The sequence below is a fragment of the Sphingopyxis sp. HIX genome, from assembly GCF_001468285.1.
Lineage (GTDB): Bacteria > Pseudomonadota > Alphaproteobacteria > Sphingomonadales > Sphingomonadaceae > Sphingopyxis.
In genome coordinates this window covers 191,347-210,676 of the sequence record NZ_LNSB01000001.1, presented here as the reverse complement: position 1 = coordinate 210,676, position 19,330 = coordinate 191,347, and the positions used below count along the sequence as shown (strand labels likewise).

The following is a 19,330-nucleotide window of genomic DNA, read 5'->3' as shown; positions in this document are numbered from 1 at the left end:
AACGCCCATGACGACCCCCGCGCCGCACCGCATCATCTTTGCCAATGAAAAGGGCGGGACCGGGAAATCGACCTGCGCCGTGCATTTTGCGGTCGCGCTGGCGGCGCAGGGCTGGAAGGTGGCGGGGCTCGATCTCGACCCGCGCCAGCGCACCTTTCACCGCTATCTCGAGAACCGCCTGGCGACCGAAAAGCGCCGCGGCATCGACCTGCCGACCCCCGAATTCGAGGTGTTCACCGGCTCTACGATCGCGGAGCTCGACGAGCAGGTCGCGCGCCTTTCCGCGGGCGCCGATTATTTCGTCGCCGACACCCCGGGCCGCGACGATGTTTTCGCGCGCCACCTCGCGACCGGCGCCGACACGCTCATCACCCCGATCAACGACAGCTTCATCGATTTCGACCTGATCGGCCAAGTCGATCCTGAGACGTTCCAGGTCACGCGCCCCAGCTTCTATTCGGAACTCATCTGGGACGCACGCAAGGCGCGCGCCAAGACCGATGGGCGTACCATCGACTGGATCATCCTGCGCAATCGCCTCCAGCATGTCGACGCGCACAATATGCGCCGCGTCGGCGAGGCGCTGACCCAGTTGTCGCGCCGCGTCGGTTTCCGCGTCATCCCGGGACTGGGCGAGCGCGTGATCTATCGCGAGCTCTTTCCCGCCGGGCTGACCCTGCTCGACAAGGCGCATCTCGGCGGCATGGGCATCGGCCATGTCGTCGCGCGGCAGGAATTGCGCGAAGCGATGGCGGGATTGAACCTTCCCGTGCGCCAGCGGTTGCACCCCGACGGCGACCTGTTCGCCGCCGCCTGACCTCTCTTCTCTCCCCAAGAGGATCGATCATGACCCGGACTCACGTCTTCCACCCGACGATGCTGCGCGAATATGACATCCGCGGCGTCGTCGGCGACACGCTGTCGGACGCCGACGCCTATGCCATCGGGCGCAGCTTCGCGACGATGATCGCCCGCGCGGGCGGCAAGTCGGTCGCGGTCGGCTACGACGGGCGGCTGTCGTCGCCGATGCTCGCCGAGGCGCTGATCCGCGGGATCAACGAGGCGGGGGTCGACGCGCTCAACGTCGGGCTGGGGCCGACCCCGATGCTCTATTATGCCGCGTCAACTGAGGAGGTGGACGGCGGCATACAGATAACCGGCAGCCACAATCCCCCCGACTATAACGGCTTCAAGATGGTGTTTCAGGGGCGTCCGTTCTTCGGCGCCGACATCCAGGCGATCGGCGCGATGGCGACCGCGGGCGACTGGGACAGCGGTCAGGGATCGGCTGAGACCATCGACATCGTCGATGCCTATGTCGACCGGCTGGTCGAGGGTTTCGCCGGCAGCGCCTTCCGCATCGGCTGGGACGCCGGCAACGGCGCCGCGGGCACCGTCATCGAAAAACTCACCGCGAAGCTGCCGGGCGAGCATTTCCTGTTGTTTACCGACATCGACGGCCATTTCCCGAACCACCATCCCGATCCGACCGAAGAGAAGAATCTGGCGGATCTGCGCAAGCTCGTCGCCGAGAGGAACCTCGATTTCGGCGTCGCTTTCGATGGAGACGGCGACCGCATCGGCGCGATCGACGGTGAAGGGCGGGTGATCTGGGGCGACCAGCTGCTGCAGATCTACGCCGCCGCGGTGCTCGAGGACCGGCCCGGCGCGACGGTGATCGCCGATGTGAAGGCGAGCCAGGCGCTGTTCGACCGCGTCGCCGAGCTGGGCGGCCAGCCCTTGATGTGGAAGACCGGGCACAGCCTGATCAAGGCGAAGATGAAGGAAACCGGCAGCCCCCTCGCGGGCGAGATGAGCGGCCATATCTTCTTCGCCGACCGCTATTATGGTTATGACGATGCGCCTTATGCCGCGATCCGGCTGATCGAGGCGGCGACGAAGCTCGGGCAGAGCGTCACCGACCTGCGCAGCGGCATGGCGCCGATGGTCAACACCCCCGAGCTGCGCTTCCAGGTCGACGAGGTCCGCAAATTCGCCATTGTGGACGAGGTTCTGGCGCGGCTCGCCGCCACCGGGGCCAAAGTCGACCGCACCGACGGCGCGCGCGTGCTGACCGACGACGGCTGGTGGCTGCTCCGCGCGTCGAACACGCAGGACGTCCTCGTCGCGCGCGCCGAGGCGAAGGACGAAGCGGCGCTCGGCCGGCTGATGGCGGCGATCGACGAGCAGCTGGCGCTGTCGGGAGTTGTGCGTGGGCCGCAAGCCGGGCACTGATTGCCCCTGCAAAAATCTTGCCAGATTGACCTCGGCCGCGCCGTTAGGTTAGTGCCGGGCCATAGTTTGAAGGCGACGACCGCGACATGACCGACGACTCTTCCCTCGCGACCCCCCCTGCCGCAGGCGACCATGGCGTCGCCGACCATGTCGCGCACGTCCAGGAGGACGCCGCGGCGGGCAACGGGCTCGCGGTCATTTCGATCGCCAAAAGCTACGACAAGCGCGTCGTCCTCTCCGACGTGTCGCTGTCGGTGGGCAAGGGCGAGGTCGTCGGGCTGCTCGGCCCGAACGGCGCGGGCAAGACGACCTGCTTCTATTCGATCATGGGGCTGGTGAAGCCCGACGCCGGGCGCATCATGCTCGACGGCGCCGACATCACCGCGCTGCCGATGTACCGCCGCGCGATCCTGGGCCTCGGTTACCTGCCGCAGGAAACCTCGATCTTCCGCGGCATGACCGTCGAGCAGAATATCAGCGCGGTGCTCGAACTCGCCGAGCCCGACCGCATATCGCGCGAGCGGCGGCTCGAGGAACTGCTCGACGAATTCGGCCTGACGCGGCTGCGCGCGTCGGCGGCGATGGCGCTGTCGGGCGGCGAACGCCGCCGCGCGGAGATCGCTCGCGCGCTCGCCGCCAACCCGTCGATCATGCTGCTCGACGAGCCCTTTGCGGGCATCGACCCCTTGTCGATTTCGGATATCCGCGACCTCGTCGCGGACCTCAAGACGCGCGGCATCGGGGTGCTGATCACCGACCATAATGTCCGCGAGACGCTCGACCTCGTCGACCGCGCGTGCATCATCTATGACGGCAAGGTGTTGCTCGCGGGCTCGCCGGCCGAACTCGTCGCCGACCCCGAGGTGCGCCGCCTCTACCTCGGCGAGGGTTTCTCCTTGTAATGGCATGAGCCGCTGATGGCGTTGGGTCCGCGCCTCGATCTCCGCCAGTCGCAATCGCTGGTGATGACGCCGCAGCTGCAGCAGGCGATCAAGCTGCTCGCGCTGTCGAACCTCGAACTCGACGCCTATCTGGCCGAGGCGCTCGAGGGCAATCCGCTGCTCGATACCGCGTCGGGCGACAGCGACGCCGGTCCCGAAGACCCCGCGCCCGAAGCCCCCGCCGCCGAGGCGGCGAGCCTCGACGCAGACCAGGCGCTCGCGGCCGACGGCGGCGCCAGCGATGACCTCGACGTCGACCTCGGCGCCGAAAGCTTCCACCACGACAGCGCGAGCGACAGCGTCGGGCTGTCGGGTGACAGCGAAGGCATCGATTTCGACAGCTTCGCCGAGGAATCGGACAGCCTCTACGAACATCTGCTGGCGCAGGTCGGCGAGCGTTTCTCGGGGCTCGAGGCGTTGATCGCCGAGCAGCTCATCGCGATGATCGACGAGGCGGGCTATCTCCGCGCCGACCTCTCCGAACTCGCGCAACGGCTCGGCGTGCCGCTTGCACTCGTCGAGAACGTGCTCGCGGGGGTGCAATGTTTCGACCCCTCGGGGGTCGGCGGGCGCGACCTCGCCGAATGTATCGCGATCCAGGCGCGCGAGGCCGACCGCTACGACCCCGCGATGGCGACGATGATCGCGCACCTCGACCTCGTCGCCAAAGGCGCCTTCCCGCAGCTGAAACGCATCTGCGGGGTCGACGACGAGGATCTCGCCGACATGATCCGCGAGCTGCGTGGTTACGATCCCAAGCCCGGGCTGCGCTTCGGCGGCGGCACGACGCAGGCGGTCGTGCCCGACCTCTATGTGCGTCAGACCGCGAAGGGCTGGGCGGTCGAGATCAACAGCGGCACGCTGCCGCGGCTGCTTGTCAACCGGCGCTATTATAGCGAGCTTGCGCAGGGCGCGGCGGCGAAGAGCAAGGCGTGGCTCTCCGAACAGCTCGCGGGCGCGAATTGGCTGGTACGCGCGCTCGACCAGCGCCAGCGCACGATCGTCAAGGTCGCGAGCGCGATCGTCAAGCAGCAGGAGGGCTTCTTCCTCCACGGCGTCGCGCATATGCGCCCGCTGACGCTGCGCCAGGTCGCCGAGGAAATCGGCATGCACGAATCGACCGTCAGCCGCGTGACGAGCAACAAATATTTGAGCTGCGCGCGCGGGCTGTTCGAGCTCAAATATTTCTTCTCGAGCGGCATTTCGGCGGTCGAGGGCGACGGCGCGGTGTCGGCCGAGGCGGTGAAGAGCCGGATCAAGGCGATGATCGAGGGCGAGGATGCCAAGGCGATCCTGTCCGACGAGACGATCGCGCAGAAGCTCTCGGCCGAGGGGCACGACATCGCGCGGCGCACGGTGGTGAAATATCGCGAGGCGATGGGCTATGGCTCGTCGGTGCAGAGGCGGCGGCAGAAGGCGCTGGCGGGTTAGTTTCCGGCGTCCGCTAACCATTTCCTAACCACGTCGCGTCTAGCGTTTCGGCCAAAGGAGCCGACCGCGTGACCGCACAGCCGCATCCCTTCACCGTCCTCGTGACCGGCGGCGCCGGCTATATCGGCAGCCATGCGGTGCTCGCATTGCTCGACGCCGGATGGCGCGTCGCGGTGCTCGATAACCTCGTCACCGGCTTTCGCTGGGCAGTGCCGAAGGGCGCGGCCTTCTACGAGGGCGATATCGCCGACGCGGCGCTCGTCACGCGGATCGTCGCCGAGCAGGACGTCGGTGCGATCATGCATTTCGCGGGGTCGGTCGTGGTCCCCGAATCGGTGACCAACCCGCTCAAATATTACGACAATAATTCGTCGCGCAGCCGGTCGTTGATCGACACCGCGGTGCACGCCGGGGTACGCCACTTCATCTTTTCCTCGACCGCCGCCACTTACGGGATCCCCGAGGCGATCCCGGTGCGCGAGGATGCGCCGCAGCGGCCGATCAATCCCTATGGCATGTCGAAGCTGATGACCGAAGCGATGCTGGGCGACGTCGCCGCGGCGCACGACTTCAACTATTGCGCGCTGCGCTATTTCAATGTCGCGGGCGCCGATCCCGAGGCGCGCAGCGGCCAGTCGACCGCGGGCGCGACGCATCTGATCAAGGTCGCGGTCGAGGCCGCGCTCGGCCGCCGCCCCCATGTCGACGTCTTCGGCACCGACTTCGCCACCGCCGATGGCACCGGGGTGCGCGACTATATCCATGTCAGCGACTTGGCCGCGGCGCACCTGCTCGCGCTCGATGCGCTGATCGCCGCGCCCGATGTCAGCCACAAACTCAACTGCGGTTACGGCCGCGGCTTTTCGGTGCTCGAAGTGCTCGATGCGGTCGACCGCGCGACGAATCGCAAGATCGAGCGTCGCCTCGGCGAGCGCCGCCTCGGCGATCCCGACGCGCTGATCGCCGATAATGGCGCGATTCGCGCAGCCTTCGGCTGGCAGCCGCGCTACGCCGATCTCGACACGATCGTCGCGCACGCGCTGGCGTGGGAACGTGCGCTGGTCGAACGCCGCCTCGCGGCCTGATTCAGGATTCGCGCAGAGGCGCAGAGGACGCGGAGATTTTTTGTTCACGCGGAGACGCTGAAAAGGAAGAAGCCTGGCGGCTTTGCCGCCCTCTTTCTTTCTCCTCTGCGATCTCTGCGCCTCTGCGCGCATTTTTTCTCTCCCCGTCTCCGCGCCTTCGCGTGAACCCATTCAACGGCGCGGCATATCGGCATCAAGCCCCGCCAATCGCGGTTGACTTTCAGGCCGCTTGGCCATAGGTGCGCCGCTTCGCGTGCAACGCCAGAATTTTACGGAACAAAGCAATGAAGATTCGCAACAGCCTGAAGTCGCTGAAGGACCGCCACCGGGACAACCGCGTGATCCGCCGTCGCGGCCGGACCTATGTGATCAACAAGACCAACCGCCGCTTCAAGGCGCGCCAGGGCTGATGCCCCTGCGCGGGGCAAATCTGCCCCGTTTGCTTTTGCTGAATAGCACAGCGCCGTCGGACCCTTCCGGCGGCGCTTTCGCGTGTCCGGGGGCCGCATGATCGACCGGTGCGTGATCTTCGACGTCGGCAAGGTGCTGTTCGACTGGGACCTGCGGTACCTGTTCGGCAAGCTGATCGCGGATCCGGGCGAGCTCGAATGGTTCGTCGGGAACGTCATCACCCCGCAGTGGCATTTCCAGCACGATGCGGGTCGCCCCGCCGCCGAGATGATCGCCGAGCGCAAGGCCGAATTTCCGGAACATGCCGCGCTGATCGACGCCTATGGCACGCGCTTCAACGAGACGATCCCCGGACCGGTGCCGGGCAGCCTCGAACTCGTCGAGCGGCTCGACGCCGCGGGCGTGCCGCTTTTCGCGATCACCAATTTCGGCCATGATTTCTGGGAGGCGTTTCGCCCGACCCAGCCGGTGTTCGAGCGGTTCCGCGACGTGATCGTCTCGGGCACCGAGAAATTGATGAAACCCGACCCCGCGATCTACGCCCTCGCGATCGCGCGATTCGGCATCGATCCCGCGGGGGCGCTGTTCATCGACGATGTCGCCAAAAATGTCGCGGGCGCCGAATCGGCGGGAATCGGGGGCCATCAGTTCGTCGATGCGGAGACGCTGGAGCGCGAACTGGTCGTGCGCGGCTATCTGGCCGGCTGATCGAAGCGTAGCTCGATCTTTAGCGCCGTCGTGATGGCGGCGGCAAAGCTGCCGTCGGTTTTGGCGCGCAGGTCGGCGATGCCATAGGGGTTCACCAGCCCAGCGCGGGCCAGCCCGCCGGCCGAATCGAGCCCCACCAATGTCAGCGGCGCGTCGCTGCGCTGCATCGCCGTCCCGAAGGTCGCGCGCATCGCTTCGTGCTGGACCAGCGTACCGATGCACAGGCCCCTTTCGAAACGAAAGGTGGCGGCACCCTCGACCGGCTTGTCGCCGAAGCGGCCGGTGTAGCGCGATGCACCGACGGGGCACGCCGCGGGCACCAGCCCGGCGGGCGCCGCGCGGAAGGGCGCGGCGAGCATCTGCGCGGTCGGTTCGATGCGCGACACCCATTCGGCGTTCGAGAGCAGGCTGACCGCGATGCGCTCTTCGCGCCACAGCCCCAGCGTGCTGCGCGCGCCCGCGGTGATGCCGCTGTGGTGCACATAGGCGGCACCGTCGGCGTCGGTCCCGCTGCGCCAGCCGAAACCGACGCGATAGTCGCGCTCGCCCGCGGGGCTGCCGTCGCCGAGCTTCGTCGGCACGAGCATCGCGTCGAAAGTCGCGGGCGCGACGATCGCGCCTTCGATCATCCGCCCGCCGAAGCTGGCGACCGCGCCGGGGGTGCCGCCGAGGCCGCCGCCGCCCCATGTGTAGCTGAAGTCGTTGGCGGGGGCCTCGACGAGGGCGCCGCCCGCGAAGGCATAAGCGCGCGACGCATTCGTGTCGCCGCTGTGCGTTGCATCGGCGCGGATCGCGAGGCCGGGGACCATGCGCACGACATGGTCGGTGAAGGGCTCGCCCGTGCGCTCCTCGACGAGCGTGCCGAGCAAAGTGTAACCCCAGCTGCTGTAGCGATAGGCCGTGCCCGGCGGCGCGAGCAGCGGGCGGTCGGCGAAGATCGCGACCGCGTCGCGTCCGGTGGCATAGTGGCGCTGCCCGAGCGTTTCGTCGCCCGGCCGGTAATGCGGCAGCCCCGAGCTGTGCGCGGCGAGCTGGCGCGGGGTGATCGCGGGCCAGCGATTGCCGAGCCAGGGGAGTTGCGCCTGTACCGGCGCATCGAGGTCGAGCTTGCCCTGCTCAGCAAGCTTCGCGGCCGCGGTGGCGGTGAAGAGCTTCGATACGCTCGCGAGGCGGAACAGGGTGTCGGGGGTGACCGGCAGCCCGCGCTCGACATCGCGCATTCCGCTCGATCCTTCCCAGACGATGTGCCCGTCGCGCCACACCGCGGCGCCCATGCCGGGCACGGCGGTGGTCTCGCGCAGCGTGTCGAGCAGGCGCTGCGCGATCGCGGGCGCGTCGGGTGCGGGCTCTGCTGCGGCGGGCTGGGCAAGGCACAATGCGGTGGCGCCAAACAGGCGCGCGGTCGGGCGAAAGGTCATTTTGTCTCCCCTGTCGGTCTGGGGAGCGGCGCTAGCGCCGCTTTGTCGCGCGGCTTTGCCGGATTGTCGTGCGTGTGTCGCAAGGCGTATCGGCGCTGGTATCGGGCGAATCTCGCCGCTCCCCGGCGAAAGCCGGGGTCCAGAGGGCAAGCACCGCCCCCGCATCCTGGACACCGGCCTTCGCCTGGGATCACATAGGGGCTGCTCCCCACCCCAACATCGCCATTCCGTCCGTCGCATCGCTATGATCCAGATCATTGCCGCATCTTTTCATCGTCGATACATGTGGCGGGTCGCAGACACGGTGCCGGTCGCCGCGATGCGTCCGAACAACCGGGGAAAATCCATGCGCCGTAACTTGCGAAAATCCGTCGCCCTGCTGACGATGTCGGCGTTCGTCCTCGCCGGCTGCGGCGGCGGGGGTGGCGGTGGAGGCGGCGGCGGCCCGGTGGTGGTAGCGCCGACACCGACGCCCACCCCGACCCCCACGGCGAACTGCGGCCTGTCGGCGCGGCAGGATTTTGCGAAGGCGGTGATCGACGAATGGTATCTGTTCCCCGCCGACGTCGCGACGGGGGCCAACAAGGCGGCGCATAGCGACGTGCAATCCTATATCGACGCGCTCGTCGCGCCCGCGCGCCTCGCGCGAAAGGATCGCTTCTTCACCTACATCACCTCGATCGCCGAGGAGAATGCCTTTTTCTCGAGCGGGTCGAGCGCGGGGCTCGGCGTGCGGCTGACCTATAATAGCGGCACGCAGCGCGTGGTGATCGCCGAAGCCTATGAAGGCGCACCGGCGCTGGCCGCAGGGATCGACCGCGGCACGCAGATTACCGGCATCGGGACCAGCGCCGCGAACATCCGCCCGGTCGCCGACATCGTCGCGACGAGCGGCGTCAACGGCATCATCAGCGCGCTCGGGCCCGACGATCCGGGCGTCACGCGCATCCTGCGCATCGTCGACGGCGGGAGCACGCGCGACGTCACCGTGACCAAGGCCAATTACGACATCGACCCGGTGTCGGACCGCTATGGCGCCAAGATCATCACCGAGGGCGGGAAGAGCTACGGCTACCTCAACCTGCGCACCTTCATCAGCTCGGCGAACCCGCAGCTGCGCGCCGCCTTCGCCAATTTCCGCGCGCAGGGGGTGACCGATATCGTCATCGACTTCCGCTACAATGGCGGCGGCCTCGTCAGCACCGCCGAACTGATGGGCGATCTGCTCGGCCGCAACCGGACGTCGAGCGAACTTTTTTCGCGCACCGATTTCCGCCCGTCGAAAGCCGCCGAGAACGACCGGCATTTCTTCACCAGCCAGCCCGAATCGATCGCCCCGACGCGCATCGCCTTCATCGCCACCGGATCGACCGCCTCGGCGAGCGAGCTCGTGATCAACGGCATGCTGCCCTATCTCGGCACCAACATGACGCTCGTCGGCAGCGACACCTTCGGCAAGCCCGTCGGCCAGATCGCGCTCGACAAGGCCGAATGTGACGACCGCATGCGCGTCGTCGCCTTCGCGACGGGCAATGCGGCGGGACAGAGCGACTATTATGACGGCCTCGCGCCCAAGATCGCCAACAGCTGCGCGGCGGGCGACAGCCTATCGTTCCAGCTCGGCGACCCGAACGAGCCGTCGCTGCGCGCCGCGCTCGACTTCCTCGCCGGGCGCAGCTGCGGGGCGCAGATCACCAGCGCCGCCAAGCGTATCGCGCCAGCGCTCGCCGCCGAAGGCGAGATGCTCGCGACCCCGACGCCGAGCGCGGCGCAGCGTGAGCTGCCAGGGCTGTTCTGAGGCGGCGCCCCCCCCTTGCAAGCCGCGGGCGGGGCGCCCATATTCCTCCTATCGTCAACAAGCGAAAGGAGGTGGTCGAATGTCTCATTGTCCCATGCCGCACGCGGCAGAATCGAGCCCGACCGTCCGCGTGGAGGCCGCGCTCGGCTAAGGCCGCAAACGCCAAGACAATGGAAGGGCCGTCCCGAAAGGGTCGGCCCTTTGTCGTTGCGGGCCGCCGCCGATCACAAAAGCCGGCGGGCCGTGCCGACCGGCGCGTCACAAGATTCGGTTTTCTTTGGAAAAACTGGAGCGGGCGAAGGGATTCGAACCCTCGACCCCAACCTTGGCAAGAAATTACTGCAAATACCCCAGAGCTTCTTTTTCTACGCCAAGGTACGAAAATCCAAGCATTTGTTGACTTCGGCCTACGATAATTTATCCTAGCCCTACCCTGCGAAGCGGTGATTTTCTATTACGTCCTCATTACTTTTCGAATCGGCCACCCTCGCGTAATATGATGGAGGAACTTGTGGCGCTTGCGAAGCTCAATAAGCGGACGGTCGATGCGCTGGCTGCACCAGCGACAGGCCAGGCATTTCTTTGGGATACCGAGATCAAAGGTTTCGGTGTCCGTGTCGGCGCAACCGGGACGAAAACCTTCGTCATCCAGTATATGAATGAGGAAGGCCGGGTTCGGCGAGTGAAGATCGGGCGCTTCGGCGTGATGACGGTCGAGCAAGCCCGCGAGCTCGCGAAGATTCAGTTGGGCAAGGTCGCCTCTGGCGAAGATCCCGCAGAGGAGTCGCGCCGGGTCCGGAAGGATCTCAATGTCGCCGAGATGTGCGAATGGTATCTCGTCGAAGCGCGAGCCGGCCGCATTCTTGGACGGAAGAACCGCCCGATCAAGGACACCTCGCTCAACATGGATGAGAGCCGCATCCTGACGCATATCATCCCGCTGATGGGCAAACGCCTCGTGCGGAAGCTGACGATCGCCGACGTCGAGGCAATGCAAAATGACATTGCAACCGGTCAGACCCGAAAGCCTCCTTCGGGCGGGCGCGGCGGCCGCCCGACGGGCGGTGCCGGCGTTGCCGGGAGGAGCCTCGGCACCCTCCAGGCCATCCTAGGCCATGCAAAGCACAAGGGACTGATTGCGGAACATCCTACGAAGGGCGCGAAGAAGCTCGCGACCAAGAAAAGGACCCGGCGTCTCAGCATCGCCGAGATCGAGCTGCTGGGTCGGGCGATCGGCCGGGCCGAACTGGGTTCCGAGAACCCCGTTGCGCTCGCAATTGTCAGGACGCTCCTTCTGACCGGCTATCGGCGCGAAGAGGCGCAGGCGCTGCAGCGGCAGTGGGTTAACCCCATGGGCGGCTACGTCGCGTTCCCCGACACGAAGAGCGATGCACAATTTCGGGCGATCGGACCCGAGGCGATCAAGATCGTCGTCGCTCAACCCGAAATAGCCGGCTGCCCCTACGTCTTTCCCGCGTCGAATGGCGAAGGCCCGTTTACCGCCGTCAGCGACTGCTTGGCCCGACTATGCCGCTCGGCCGGCATTGAGGGCGTAACGCCGCATACGCTGCGCCACACCTTCGGCAGCATGGCGGGCGAACTCGGCTTCTCCGAGCTCACGATCCGCGCGATGCTAGGCCACGCGTCGCAAAGTGTGACGCAGGACTATGTTCATATCGATGAAGCCGTGAAGCTGGCGGTCAGCCGCACTTCGGACGAGATCGCAAAACATCTTGAGACTGGCGTGCGGAAGGCGGCAAAGATGAAGTTCGCCGCCTGATCAAGGCGGCGAACCGTCGCGCGCCTCCATTTGCTCGAGAAGCTGCACTCCGATGATTTCCAAATCGGACTTGCCGATATCGGCAACTCTCCGGATCGAGAGGTCATGCTTTAGTATGGCAAGGTCCATCATCAGATCGGGCTCGCCATTCTCCTTCACGTAAGTGGGAACCAGAATGAACGAGCCACCCGCGGGATAGTTATCGAGAAAGAACCTCAGATTCGTGTCGGCGGCAGGTTCGAGCAGCTTGAGGCGGCTCGGCATGCTCACCAGCGTACCAGCGAAATCCCCTGGCTCAGTTCCCGCCATCAATAGCACCGCATAGTGGGACGGGGGCCGACCAGGTAGTTCGCGCAAGATCGCGATGTGGATAGCCCCTTTGGCATCTCGTGCGCCGAACCGTTCGCGCCAACGCTCGAAAATTTGGCGTCCCGCCTCGCGATCCTCAAAGTGCAATCCGACGATCGGGAGATCATGCTGCAGACCGAGCATCACGCCGATCCAGCGGGCCTGCTCCCATTGCGGAATGTCCAAGATCGAGCGCACTTCGACGCTGCGGTGATCGCCAGTCGCGTATCGCTCGCTGATTGTTTCTTCTTCGGGATCAGCCTCTGGCACCCTTACAATTACCGGCCGGTCGGCCTTCGGCGGAAACCGCTCGAGCGATAGCTCGTTCCAATCCGTCAGTCGCGACGCTGGACTGTTCATCGCCCGGATGCGGCTGTTCGAACTCGCGACTGCGGCGCTGACGCGCTCAAGGAGTGATTCTTCCCGAAAAAGCTTCTCCAGAGATATTTTTTGCCGGTCGGCGAGTGAGGTCGCGACGAGCATCAGCGTTGAGAGAAGCAGGAATTGGCTATGAACGAGGATCTCGCCGAAGAGCTCGGCGACATACACAAGCTGATGGTGAAGGCCATTTACGTCGTGCTCGCGCTGCATGTTCTCGGCGCGCTCAAGCATCATTTTTTCGACAAGGACGAAGTGCTCCACCGGATGCTGCCGCTGTTTCGCAATCCGCGCGGCTGACACGCGTCGGCGTCACGGCATGCTGTCGTCGCGGCTGAGCAGGCCGAGGGTGCGCTCATCGCGCTCGCCGCCGAACCAGCGGATGTCGTCGAACCAGCAATCCAGGATGAGCACGGCGCAGCGCGCGACGCGCGACGCCTCGCGCAATGCTCTCGGCAAATTCTCCGTATGATGTGCGACATAATCGAGCGTCACGACGTCGAAACTGCGGTCTTCGAATGGCAGCGCTTCGGCACGACATGAAATGACGTCCAAACCCCGGGATCGCGCGCGGACGCAAGCTTGGGTTTCCGGCTCGATCCCGACAGTGCGGGCGATGCCCGCTTCGCGCGCTGCGACGAGAAGATCGCCCGTGCCGCATCCGACGTCGAGTAAGGTTGCCGGCTTGAGAGCGACAATTTCGTCGAGCAATTGGCGCTTATATTCCCCATGGGGACGGGCGGCGGACGAACGCTTCGTGGACTGGATCATCATGGGTAGGCGCATAAGGTCTCCGTCGATTGCGAAGACGATGCTGAGCGTTGGAGACTATGTCCGATAGATGATATCAGGACATAATGAATTCACTATCCGACAAGAATGCTCCTTCGGTCTCGATCGAGGTGGAACGAGCCACATTCCATGCACGAAGCATCGGGGAGTGGCACCGGCACCCAGTAGTCCAACTGATATACCCGAGCAGGGGGGTCATGATATTGCACACCCGTGAGGGACAATGGGTCGTTCCGCCCCAGCAGGGCGTTTGGCTGCCCGCGGACCATGAGCATCGCGTCGAGACCTCGGGCGGTTTCGAGATGTACAGCATATATTGTTTCGGCAGCATTCTACGGAGGCTGCCGAAAGAAGCCGGGCTAACTTCCGTGAGCCCCTTGATGCGCGAGATCATTTTTGCGGCCGCAGGCACGGGCGCAGGGGCGCGTCAGCGGCATCTGGCCTTCCTCTTCGCCGACGAGATGGCGTTGAAAATATCGCCTGCCCTGACGATCCCGTCGGTCACAGCGCCCCGTATCGCGCAAATCGCCGCGGCACTCGATCGCAATCCCGGCGACCGGAGGAGCCTCGAAGCCTGGTCGGAGCAACTCCATATCTCGAGCCGAAGCCTTGCGCGGCTGTTCCAACGCGATACCGGAACAGGCTTTACCGCGTTTCGGAACCAGATTCGGCTCAAGGCCGCGCTCTTGCGGCTGGCGCAGGGCGAGGCGGTCACATCGATCGCGCTCGAACTCGGTTTTGGGACGGCGAGTAACTTTATCCGCTCGTTTCGCGAACTGACCGGTGTAACGCCGGCACGCTACTTTCCCGATCGCAAGCGGAATCGAGACAATTAGTCTCCCGCTCTCACCGAGAGTGGCTTGGCGCGCAAGTTTTTGCGCAATCGGCGCGTGACATTCTGTTTTACCTAGCTGGGAGTCGGCGAAGTTGTATAGACGACTTATGAACCCTTCGCTCACTCGAAAATCCCCCGCTTCAGAATCTCGGCCCCGCGAGGCAACCCGGCCGCCCGAAGAGACGGGAGGCGAGGTGATGCCCCGGTACGTCGCCATCAAGCAAAGCATTTGCGATGCAGTGCGGGACGGCCGCCTCAACCCAGGAGACCGGGTGCCGTCGGAAGCGGAGCTGGTTCAGCAGTTCGACGTTTCGCGGATGACCGCGAACCGCGCTCTACGCGAGTTGCAGGCGGCGGGCGTCGTCGTGCGGCGCGCCGGCAGCGGATCGTTCATCGCAGAGCCAAAGCCGATCGGCCAGATGATTGAAATCCGCAACATCGCCGAGGAAATCCGGGAGCGCGGTCATGCGTACCGCGCCCGCGTGATCCAGAACCGCGAAGAGCGCGCCAATGTAGAGACGGCGCCGCTGCTCGAGGTGTCCGTGGGCACGAAATTGTTCCATTCGATCATCGTCCATCACGAAGCCGAATTTCCGATACAGATAGAAGAGAGGTTCGTTCTCGCGTCGATCGCCCCCGACTATGGCACGCTCGACTTCACGCGGATGACACCAAATGAATATCTGACGCGCATTGCACCGCTCGAACGGGTCGAGCATCGCGTTTGCTCGACGATGCCCGACGAGCGGATGCGCGGCATGCTGGGATTGTCCGACGGCGAACCGGTGCTCCAGATGACGCGCCGGACTTGGAGCCGCTCGCGCCTTGTGTCGCATGCCTGGCTGACACACCCCGGAACACGCTTCGAGCTGTCAGCCGCCTTTTCGATCGACGATTGAGGCCGGTCAGCCGGTGCGGGTGACCACGACCGGCTTGCGGCGCCGGCGCAGCCAACGGAAGTCGGCTTTGCTGAAGCTTTTGAACAGCAGGTAGAAGCCGGTTCCCGACAGCCATAGTACACCGAAGGCGACGAAGATGATCAGCGGGTGGTTGAAGCTCGACCGGTTGATATAGTCCATATTGTGGAGCATCCAGAAGAAGTCCCATGTGCGCCAGGTATCGCCGCGCATCACGAGAAAGCGGGCGGTATCGAGCGAGACATAGGCGCTGCTGTTCTCGTCGTCCGCGAAATCGACGCGCCACATCGCCCCCTCATGATCGCGCGATTCGAGGTTCGGCTTGGCGATTACGCTCACCTCTCGGATCGGCGCCTCGTTCATCATGGAGGCGACTTCGCGCGCCATGGCCTCGTCGACCCGGATGTGCTCGCCGCTTGTCGCGTCGACGAGACGGACGCCTTTTGCGGAGCGCACTTCATAGACCGGCCGGGTTCCGAGATCGCGAAGGATCACGCCCGTGACAGGTTCGCCGCGCGGCAGGGCCGCCACGTCGAAATATTCCCCCGGTGGCAGTGGATGCGCATGCGACATCCCGCCGCCGTGCCCGCCGACCTTATCCTTGTCGAGCAGCGCCATCACCGATCCGCTGAGCGCCCAGAGCAGGAACTGGAGACCCAGGATCAGCCCGACCCATTTGTGGATGCGCCGGAAGAAGAGCGGCGTCAGTCGGATGCGTTTCATGCCTGCTTCCTCTTGCGGCGTTTGAAGGACCAGATCAGCAACCACGCCCCGCTGATCGCCATCGCGAAGACGCTCCAGGTCGCGACGCGGAGCAACGGGTTGTTGACGTCGGTCCGCTCATCATAGTCCATGATGTGGAGCATCCACGCGAAGTCGAACACGCGCCACAATGCGTGCCGGCGCGAGATAAGCTCACCGGTCGTCGGCGACAGATAGAGCGTCGGGCGGTTCCAGCCCTCGAACTCGACCTGCCAATAGGGCGGCTTGCGCGACTGCATTTCCTGTGGCGCTTCGGTCAACAGCCGCACCGACACGATCTTGCCGTCGCCGGTGTAGATGCGCCGCGCCTGCTCGCGGACCTGGGACTCGGTAAGCGCAGGCAGCGGCGCACCCGAGCGGGCATCGAACAGCCGCGCCCCTTCGGGAGTTTCAGCGCGCCAGACGGGGCGATCGAAGAACCGCTGCAAGCGAACCTCGGACGCACCGGGCGCGGCCGCAACGATCCGCGACGGCGGCGCGAGGCCCGCGAGGTCGAAGGGCTGAACCATCGGCGCGCGCACGAGATGGTCGCCATGGATGGTGTCGATATGCACGACCACCATGTAGAAGCCGGTCAGCGTCCAGAGCAGCGCCTGGACGCCGACCACCAAGGCCAGCCATTTATGCGTTCGCCGGACGAGCAGCGGCCAACGGATCGCCATATCGATTACCCTCAGAACGCGGTGCGGAAGCCGACGTAGAAACGCCGTCCGAGCAGGTCATAGGTCATCGTGTCGGTGTTCGCATCGGTGAAGCTCTGGATATAGGGCGCCTTGCGATCGAAAAGATTGTCGACACCGACCTGGAACCGGGTCTTCTCGTCGATTTCGAAAGCGACCTGGAGATTGTGGTAGAAGACATTCGGCGTGCTGTAGCCGATGTCGCCGGGGGCCGCATTGAAGTCGGTCGCCTTGCCGATCCACTGGGTCGACCAGGTCGCGCTGACCCCGTCCTTTTCAGCGGTCAGCACGCCATAGCCGCGCCATTTCGGATAGCCGCCATTGCCGCCGCCGATAAAGCCGTCGAAGTCGATCGGCGCGCCGCCGGGGAAAGGCAGGACCACATATTTGTTGAGATAGGTCACGTTGACGTCGAGCGAGACGTTCACGCTGCCGATGTCATTGTTGTAAACGAGACCCAGATCGAGGCCGTTCATTTCTTCGCGGCCCGTGTTGATCGGTTGCGCGGAGAGGAAGGTAACCTCGCCGGTCAACGGGCTGCGGGTAAAATCTTCGCAGAAGGGATGCGAAAGATTCTGGCTCGCATAACAAATGCTGAGCTTTGTCGAGCCCGGAATAGCACGGATCGCATCCTTGATCTTGATGTCGAACCAGTCGGCAGTGAGCGAGAGTCCCGGAACCAGTCCCTTCGGTGAAATCACCGTCCCGACGGCCCAGGTCGTCGAGCTTTCGGGTTTCAGATTCTCGTTGCCGCCGACCGTTGTCAGGATCGTTGTACCGAGCTGAACATAATTGGCCGGCACGCCCGACGCCTGACAATTGGCGATCAGTGTCGCATTGCCGCTGGTCGAATAGCGCGAGCAGGGGTCGGTGGTCGTCAGATTGCCCTCGGAGACGCCGCCGAACAATTCGGGGACGTTCGGAATGCGAAAGCCGGTGCCGTAGGTGCCGCGCAGGCGGAAGCTGTCATTGATGACCCAGTCGACGCTCCCCTTGTAGTTCCAGTCGCTGCCGAACAGGTCGTAGTTCGAGTAGCGAACCGCGCCGTCGAGGGTAAGCGACTGGAAGAAGGGTGTGTCGGCCAGAACGGGCACCGACAGTTCGAGATAGGCTTCCTTCGCCGTGCTCGTTCCGGAGATCGGATCCTGCTGGTTGGTGTTGGCAATACCGAGCACCGTCAGCGGATCGGGATCGCGCCAACCCTTTTCCTTGCGATAGACGACACCCGCCGCGAAGGAGACGGGGCCTGCGGGCAGCTTGAAGAGATCGCCGTTGATATCGGCGGTGACCGTCGCAAGCTCGTTGCCGCCGCGGTCGCGCGACGTGAACAGGATATAGTCGAGAACCTCCGGGGTCAGGTCGCCGAACCCGAGATAGTCGGCGCAGGGGATCGTGGCACCGGCAGCAAGACTGCACTTGGTCGTATCGAGGGAATTCGCCACTCGCTCGAGATTGGCGATGTTGGTCGAACCATCGACCGCGGTGTTGCGGCCGAAGGCGCCCGCGATTTCCCATCCCCAATCGTTAGAGAGCTTGCCGCGGAGGCCAAACGTACCCTGCCAGGTATCGGTTTCCTGGAAGAATTGGCGCGGGCCGGGCTCGGCGAGGCGGCGCTGGATGAGGACGATATTCTGCCCCGTCGGATTGGTGGGATTGCTCGCCGCGATCGAGAGGTTGCGCAGCGTTCCGGGCGTCGCGATCTGATTCGACTTGCGGAAGGTGTAAAGGAATTCGCCGAACGCCTCGATATTGTCAGTGATGTCATAGTCGGCGAAAAACGCCGTGCTCACGCGCTCGACCGGGCTCACCGCGTTGAGGAACGGGTTCGAGTTGAAGTTGTGCTTGGCAGCGCTGTACGGCTCGAAGAAGTTGCCGTTACCGCCCAGCACCTGATTGAAGTTGATCTGCTGGCCGTTCGGCAGCACCGCGCGGCCGCCGATCGTCGAGGCGCTGTTCACGCAGCTCAGCATGCCGGGCGTGGTTTCGGCAAGCGAGCAAGGCGCGCGCGTTGCCATATTGACCGCGCTCGTCTTCTGATAGGTGACCGCCGCCATGAAACCGCCGCGATCGTTGCGGACGCCCCACAGGAGGTCGGCGGTGAAGTCCGAGCCATCGCCCTTTTCGGTGATGCCTTGGCGCACGCTGAGGCCGAGGCCTTCATAGTCAGTGCGGGTCACGAGGTTGACCACGCCCGCCATCGCGTCGGCGCCATAGATCGCCGAGGCGCCGTCCTTGAGCACATCGGTGCGCGCGAGCGCCGCGACCGGGATCATGTTAAGATCGGGCGAGGAGTTCGCGCCGGTGCCGCCCGCGACGAGGCGGCGGCCGTTGAGCAGAACAAGCGTGCGCTTGATGCCGAGACCGCGCAGGTTCACCTGCGCCGTGCCATATCCATTGTTCGCCCAATAGGCGGAGGTCTGGTTGCCTGCGAAGCCGGCGTTGGCGGGAAGGCGCTGCAGCACCGTCTCGATATTGACGACGCCGGTGTTCTCGATCTGCTCGGCCGACACGACGGTCGCGGGGCCGACGCCCGCGAGATCCTGGCGACGAATGCGCGAGCCGGTCACGACGATGTCCGATCCGTTCGGAGCATCCTCCGCGGCGGGTGACTGCGTCGCAGCATCGCTCTGCGCGAGCGCTGGCGTTGCAAAGGTCGCGACCGCTGCGGCGCTGGCGAGCAAAATTGTCCTGGTCATCATAGCGAAACCCCCTGATGGTTGGCTGATTCCCCTCAGAGAGCATCAAATGTATATACAGGTCAATAGGAATTTATTGAATCATATCAATTGGTTATGAAGTAAATTCCGGGCG

General features: G+C 64.7%; 19 protein-coding genes. 13 read left to right on the top strand and 6 right to left on the bottom strand.

Annotated elements, in window-relative coordinates:
- The first annotated feature begins 7 nt into the window (after positions 1-7).
- The 7 genes from ATE62_RS00895 to ATE62_RS00865 all read left to right on the top strand — a co-directional run bounded on the left by ATE62_RS00895 (position 8) and on the right by ATE62_RS00865 (position 6,811).
- Positions 8-817 carry a division plane positioning ATPase MipZ gene (locus tag ATE62_RS00895; RefSeq protein ID WP_058806617.1) on the top strand — a complete coding sequence of 270 codons (810 nt, stop codon included), beginning with the start codon at positions 8-10 and terminating at the stop codon, positions 815-817.
- A gap of 29 nt (positions 818-846) precedes the next feature.
- Entirely contained in the window at positions 847-2,235 is a 1,389-nt protein-coding gene (gene pgmG / locus ATE62_RS00890) for a phosphoglucomutase/phosphomannomutase PgmG (RefSeq protein ID WP_058806618.1), read from the top strand.
- Between the two features lie 86 nt (positions 2,236-2,321).
- Positions 2,322-3,137, top strand: coding sequence for an LPS export ABC transporter ATP-binding protein (gene lptB, locus ATE62_RS00885; protein WP_058806619.1), 816 nt, complete (start codon positions 2,322-2,324; stop codon positions 3,135-3,137).
- Positions 3,138-3,152: 15 nt separating this feature from the next.
- The gene (gene rpoN / locus ATE62_RS00880; RefSeq protein WP_058806620.1) at positions 3,153-4,607 is read left to right on the top strand and encodes an RNA polymerase factor sigma-54; all 1,455 of its coding nucleotides are present in this window, start codon (positions 3,153-3,155) and stop codon (positions 4,605-4,607) included.
- Positions 4,608-4,675: 68 nt separating this feature from the next.
- Entirely contained in the window at positions 4,676-5,692 is a 1,017-nt protein-coding gene (gene galE / locus ATE62_RS00875; RefSeq protein WP_058806621.1) for a UDP-glucose 4-epimerase GalE, read from the top strand.
- Positions 5,693-5,976: 284 nt separating this feature from the next.
- Positions 5,977-6,102, top strand: a complete 126-nt coding sequence (ykgO, locus tag ATE62_RS00870; protein WP_003046794.1) for a type B 50S ribosomal protein L36 — start codon at positions 5,977-5,979, stop codon at positions 6,100-6,102.
- 97 nt (positions 6,103-6,199) lie between these two features.
- A complete protein-coding gene (locus ATE62_RS00865) occupies positions 6,200-6,811 on the top strand; it encodes an HAD family hydrolase (RefSeq protein WP_058806622.1) in 612 nt (203 codons plus the stop codon).
- Here ATE62_RS00865 and ATE62_RS00860 read toward each other — a convergent pair.
- Positions 6,796-8,229: a serine hydrolase domain-containing protein gene (locus tag ATE62_RS00860; RefSeq protein ID WP_058806623.1), complete on the bottom strand. Its 1,434-nt coding sequence runs from the start codon at positions 8,227-8,229 to the stop codon at positions 6,796-6,798. The two genes, ATE62_RS00865 and ATE62_RS00860, sit on opposite strands and share 16 nt — an antisense overlap.
- A 346-nt stretch (positions 8,230-8,575) precedes the next feature.
- On the opposite strand from ATE62_RS00860, the gene ATE62_RS00855 reads away from it, so the two are divergent.
- The 3 genes from ATE62_RS00855 (at position 8,576) to ATE62_RS00850 (ending at position 11,807) form a co-directional block, all read left to right on the top strand.
- On the top strand, positions 8,576-10,027 hold the full coding sequence (locus tag ATE62_RS00855; RefSeq protein ID WP_058806647.1) for a S41 family peptidase: 1,452 nt from the start codon (positions 8,576-8,578) through the stop codon (positions 10,025-10,027).
- Between the two features lie 207 nt (positions 10,028-10,234).
- A complete protein-coding gene (locus tag ATE62_RS23105) occupies positions 10,235-10,453 on the top strand; it encodes a hypothetical protein (protein ID WP_156420406.1) in 219 nt (72 codons plus the stop codon).
- Positions 10,454-10,538: 85 nt separating this feature from the next.
- The gene (locus ATE62_RS00850; RefSeq protein WP_120218387.1) at positions 10,539-11,807 is read left to right on the top strand and encodes a site-specific integrase; all 1,269 of its coding nucleotides are present in this window, start codon (positions 10,539-10,541) and stop codon (positions 11,805-11,807) included.
- Here the strand turns inward: ATE62_RS00850 and ATE62_RS00845 are convergent, their stop codons facing one another.
- Positions 11,808-12,638, bottom strand: a complete 831-nt coding sequence (locus ATE62_RS00845) for a hypothetical protein (protein ID WP_058806624.1) — start codon at positions 12,636-12,638, stop codon at positions 11,808-11,810.
- Positions 12,639-12,665: 27 nt separating this feature from the next.
- On the opposite strand from ATE62_RS00845, the gene ATE62_RS22690 reads away from it, so the two are divergent.
- The gene (locus ATE62_RS22690) at positions 12,666-12,833 is read left to right on the top strand and encodes a cytochrome b (RefSeq protein ID WP_231736024.1); all 168 of its coding nucleotides are present in this window, start codon (positions 12,666-12,668) and stop codon (positions 12,831-12,833) included.
- Between the two features lie 12 nt (positions 12,834-12,845).
- Here ATE62_RS22690 and ATE62_RS22685 read toward each other — a convergent pair whose 3' ends face one another.
- Entirely contained in the window at positions 12,846-13,307 is a 462-nt protein-coding gene (locus tag ATE62_RS22685; RefSeq protein ID WP_197412008.1) for a class I SAM-dependent methyltransferase, read from the bottom strand.
- An 83-nt stretch (positions 13,308-13,390) separates the two neighbouring features.
- On the opposite strand from ATE62_RS22685, the gene ATE62_RS22680 reads away from it, so the two are divergent.
- The gene (locus tag ATE62_RS22680) at positions 13,391-14,161 is read left to right on the top strand and encodes an AraC family transcriptional regulator (RefSeq protein WP_081932949.1); all 771 of its coding nucleotides are present in this window, start codon (positions 13,391-13,393) and stop codon (positions 14,159-14,161) included.
- 196 nt (positions 14,162-14,357) lie between these two features.
- The gene (gene hutC / locus ATE62_RS00830; protein ID WP_052181953.1) at positions 14,358-15,059 is read left to right on the top strand and encodes a histidine utilization repressor; all 702 of its coding nucleotides are present in this window, start codon (positions 14,358-14,360) and stop codon (positions 15,057-15,059) included.
- A gap of 6 nt (positions 15,060-15,065) precedes the next feature.
- On the opposite strand, the gene ATE62_RS00825 is transcribed toward hutC, so the two are convergent.
- From ATE62_RS00825 to ATE62_RS00815, 3 genes are read right to left on the bottom strand one after another with little or no spacing between them, the layout of a single operon-like run.
- Entirely contained in the window at positions 15,066-15,800 is a 735-nt protein-coding gene (locus tag ATE62_RS00825; RefSeq protein WP_037553306.1) for a PepSY domain-containing protein, read from the bottom strand.
- Positions 15,797-16,501, bottom strand: coding sequence for a PepSY domain-containing protein (locus tag ATE62_RS00820; RefSeq protein WP_011542692.1), 705 nt, complete (start codon positions 16,499-16,501; stop codon positions 15,797-15,799). The genes ATE62_RS00825 and ATE62_RS00820 overlap by 4 nt, the downstream gene beginning before the upstream one ends.
- An 11-nt stretch (positions 16,502-16,512) precedes the next feature.
- A complete protein-coding gene (locus tag ATE62_RS00815) occupies positions 16,513-19,218 on the bottom strand; it encodes a TonB-dependent receptor domain-containing protein (protein ID WP_058806626.1) in 2,706 nt (901 codons plus the stop codon).
- Between the last annotated feature and the right edge of the window lie 112 nt (positions 19,219-19,330).

Coding starts and splice junctions, on each gene's coding strand:
- ATE62_RS00895 (WP_058806617.1), top strand. CDS start 8: ATGACGACCCCCGCGCCGCACCGCATCATCTTTGCCAATGAAAAGGGC.
- pgmG (WP_058806618.1), top strand. CDS start 847: ATGACCCGGACTCACGTCTTCCACCCGACGATGCTGCGCGAATATGAC.
- lptB (WP_058806619.1), top strand. CDS start 2,322: ATGACCGACGACTCTTCCCTCGCGACCCCCCCTGCCGCAGGCGACCAT.
- rpoN (WP_058806620.1), top strand. CDS start 3,153: ATGGCGTTGGGTCCGCGCCTCGATCTCCGCCAGTCGCAATCGCTGGTG.
- ykgO (WP_003046794.1), top strand. CDS start 5,977: ATGAAGATTCGCAACAGCCTGAAGTCGCTGAAGGACCGCCACCGGGAC.
- ATE62_RS00865 (WP_058806622.1), top strand. CDS start 6,200: ATGATCGACCGGTGCGTGATCTTCGACGTCGGCAAGGTGCTGTTCGAC.
- ATE62_RS00860 (WP_058806623.1), bottom strand. CDS start 8,229: ATGACCTTTCGCCCGACCGCGCGCCTGTTTGGCGCCACCGCATTGTGC.
- ATE62_RS00855 (WP_058806647.1), top strand. CDS start 8,576: ATGCGCCGTAACTTGCGAAAATCCGTCGCCCTGCTGACGATGTCGGCG.
- ATE62_RS00845 (WP_058806624.1), bottom strand. CDS start 12,638: ATGCTCGTCGCGACCTCACTCGCCGACCGGCAAAAAATATCTCTGGAG.
- ATE62_RS22690 (WP_231736024.1), top strand. CDS start 12,666: ATGAACGAGGATCTCGCCGAAGAGCTCGGCGACATACACAAGCTGATG.
- ATE62_RS22685 (WP_197412008.1), bottom strand. CDS start 13,307: ATGATGATCCAGTCCACGAAGCGTTCGTCCGCCGCCCGTCCCCATGGG.
- ATE62_RS22680 (WP_081932949.1), top strand. CDS start 13,391: ATGAATTCACTATCCGACAAGAATGCTCCTTCGGTCTCGATCGAGGTG.
- hutC (WP_052181953.1), top strand. CDS start 14,358: ATGCCCCGGTACGTCGCCATCAAGCAAAGCATTTGCGATGCAGTGCGG.
- ATE62_RS00825 (WP_037553306.1), bottom strand. CDS start 15,800: ATGAAACGCATCCGACTGACGCCGCTCTTCTTCCGGCGCATCCACAAA.
- ATE62_RS00820 (WP_011542692.1), bottom strand. CDS start 16,501: ATGGCGATCCGTTGGCCGCTGCTCGTCCGGCGAACGCATAAATGGCTG.
- ATE62_RS00815 (WP_058806626.1), bottom strand. CDS start 19,218: ATGATGACCAGGACAATTTTGCTCGCCAGCGCCGCAGCGGTCGCGACC.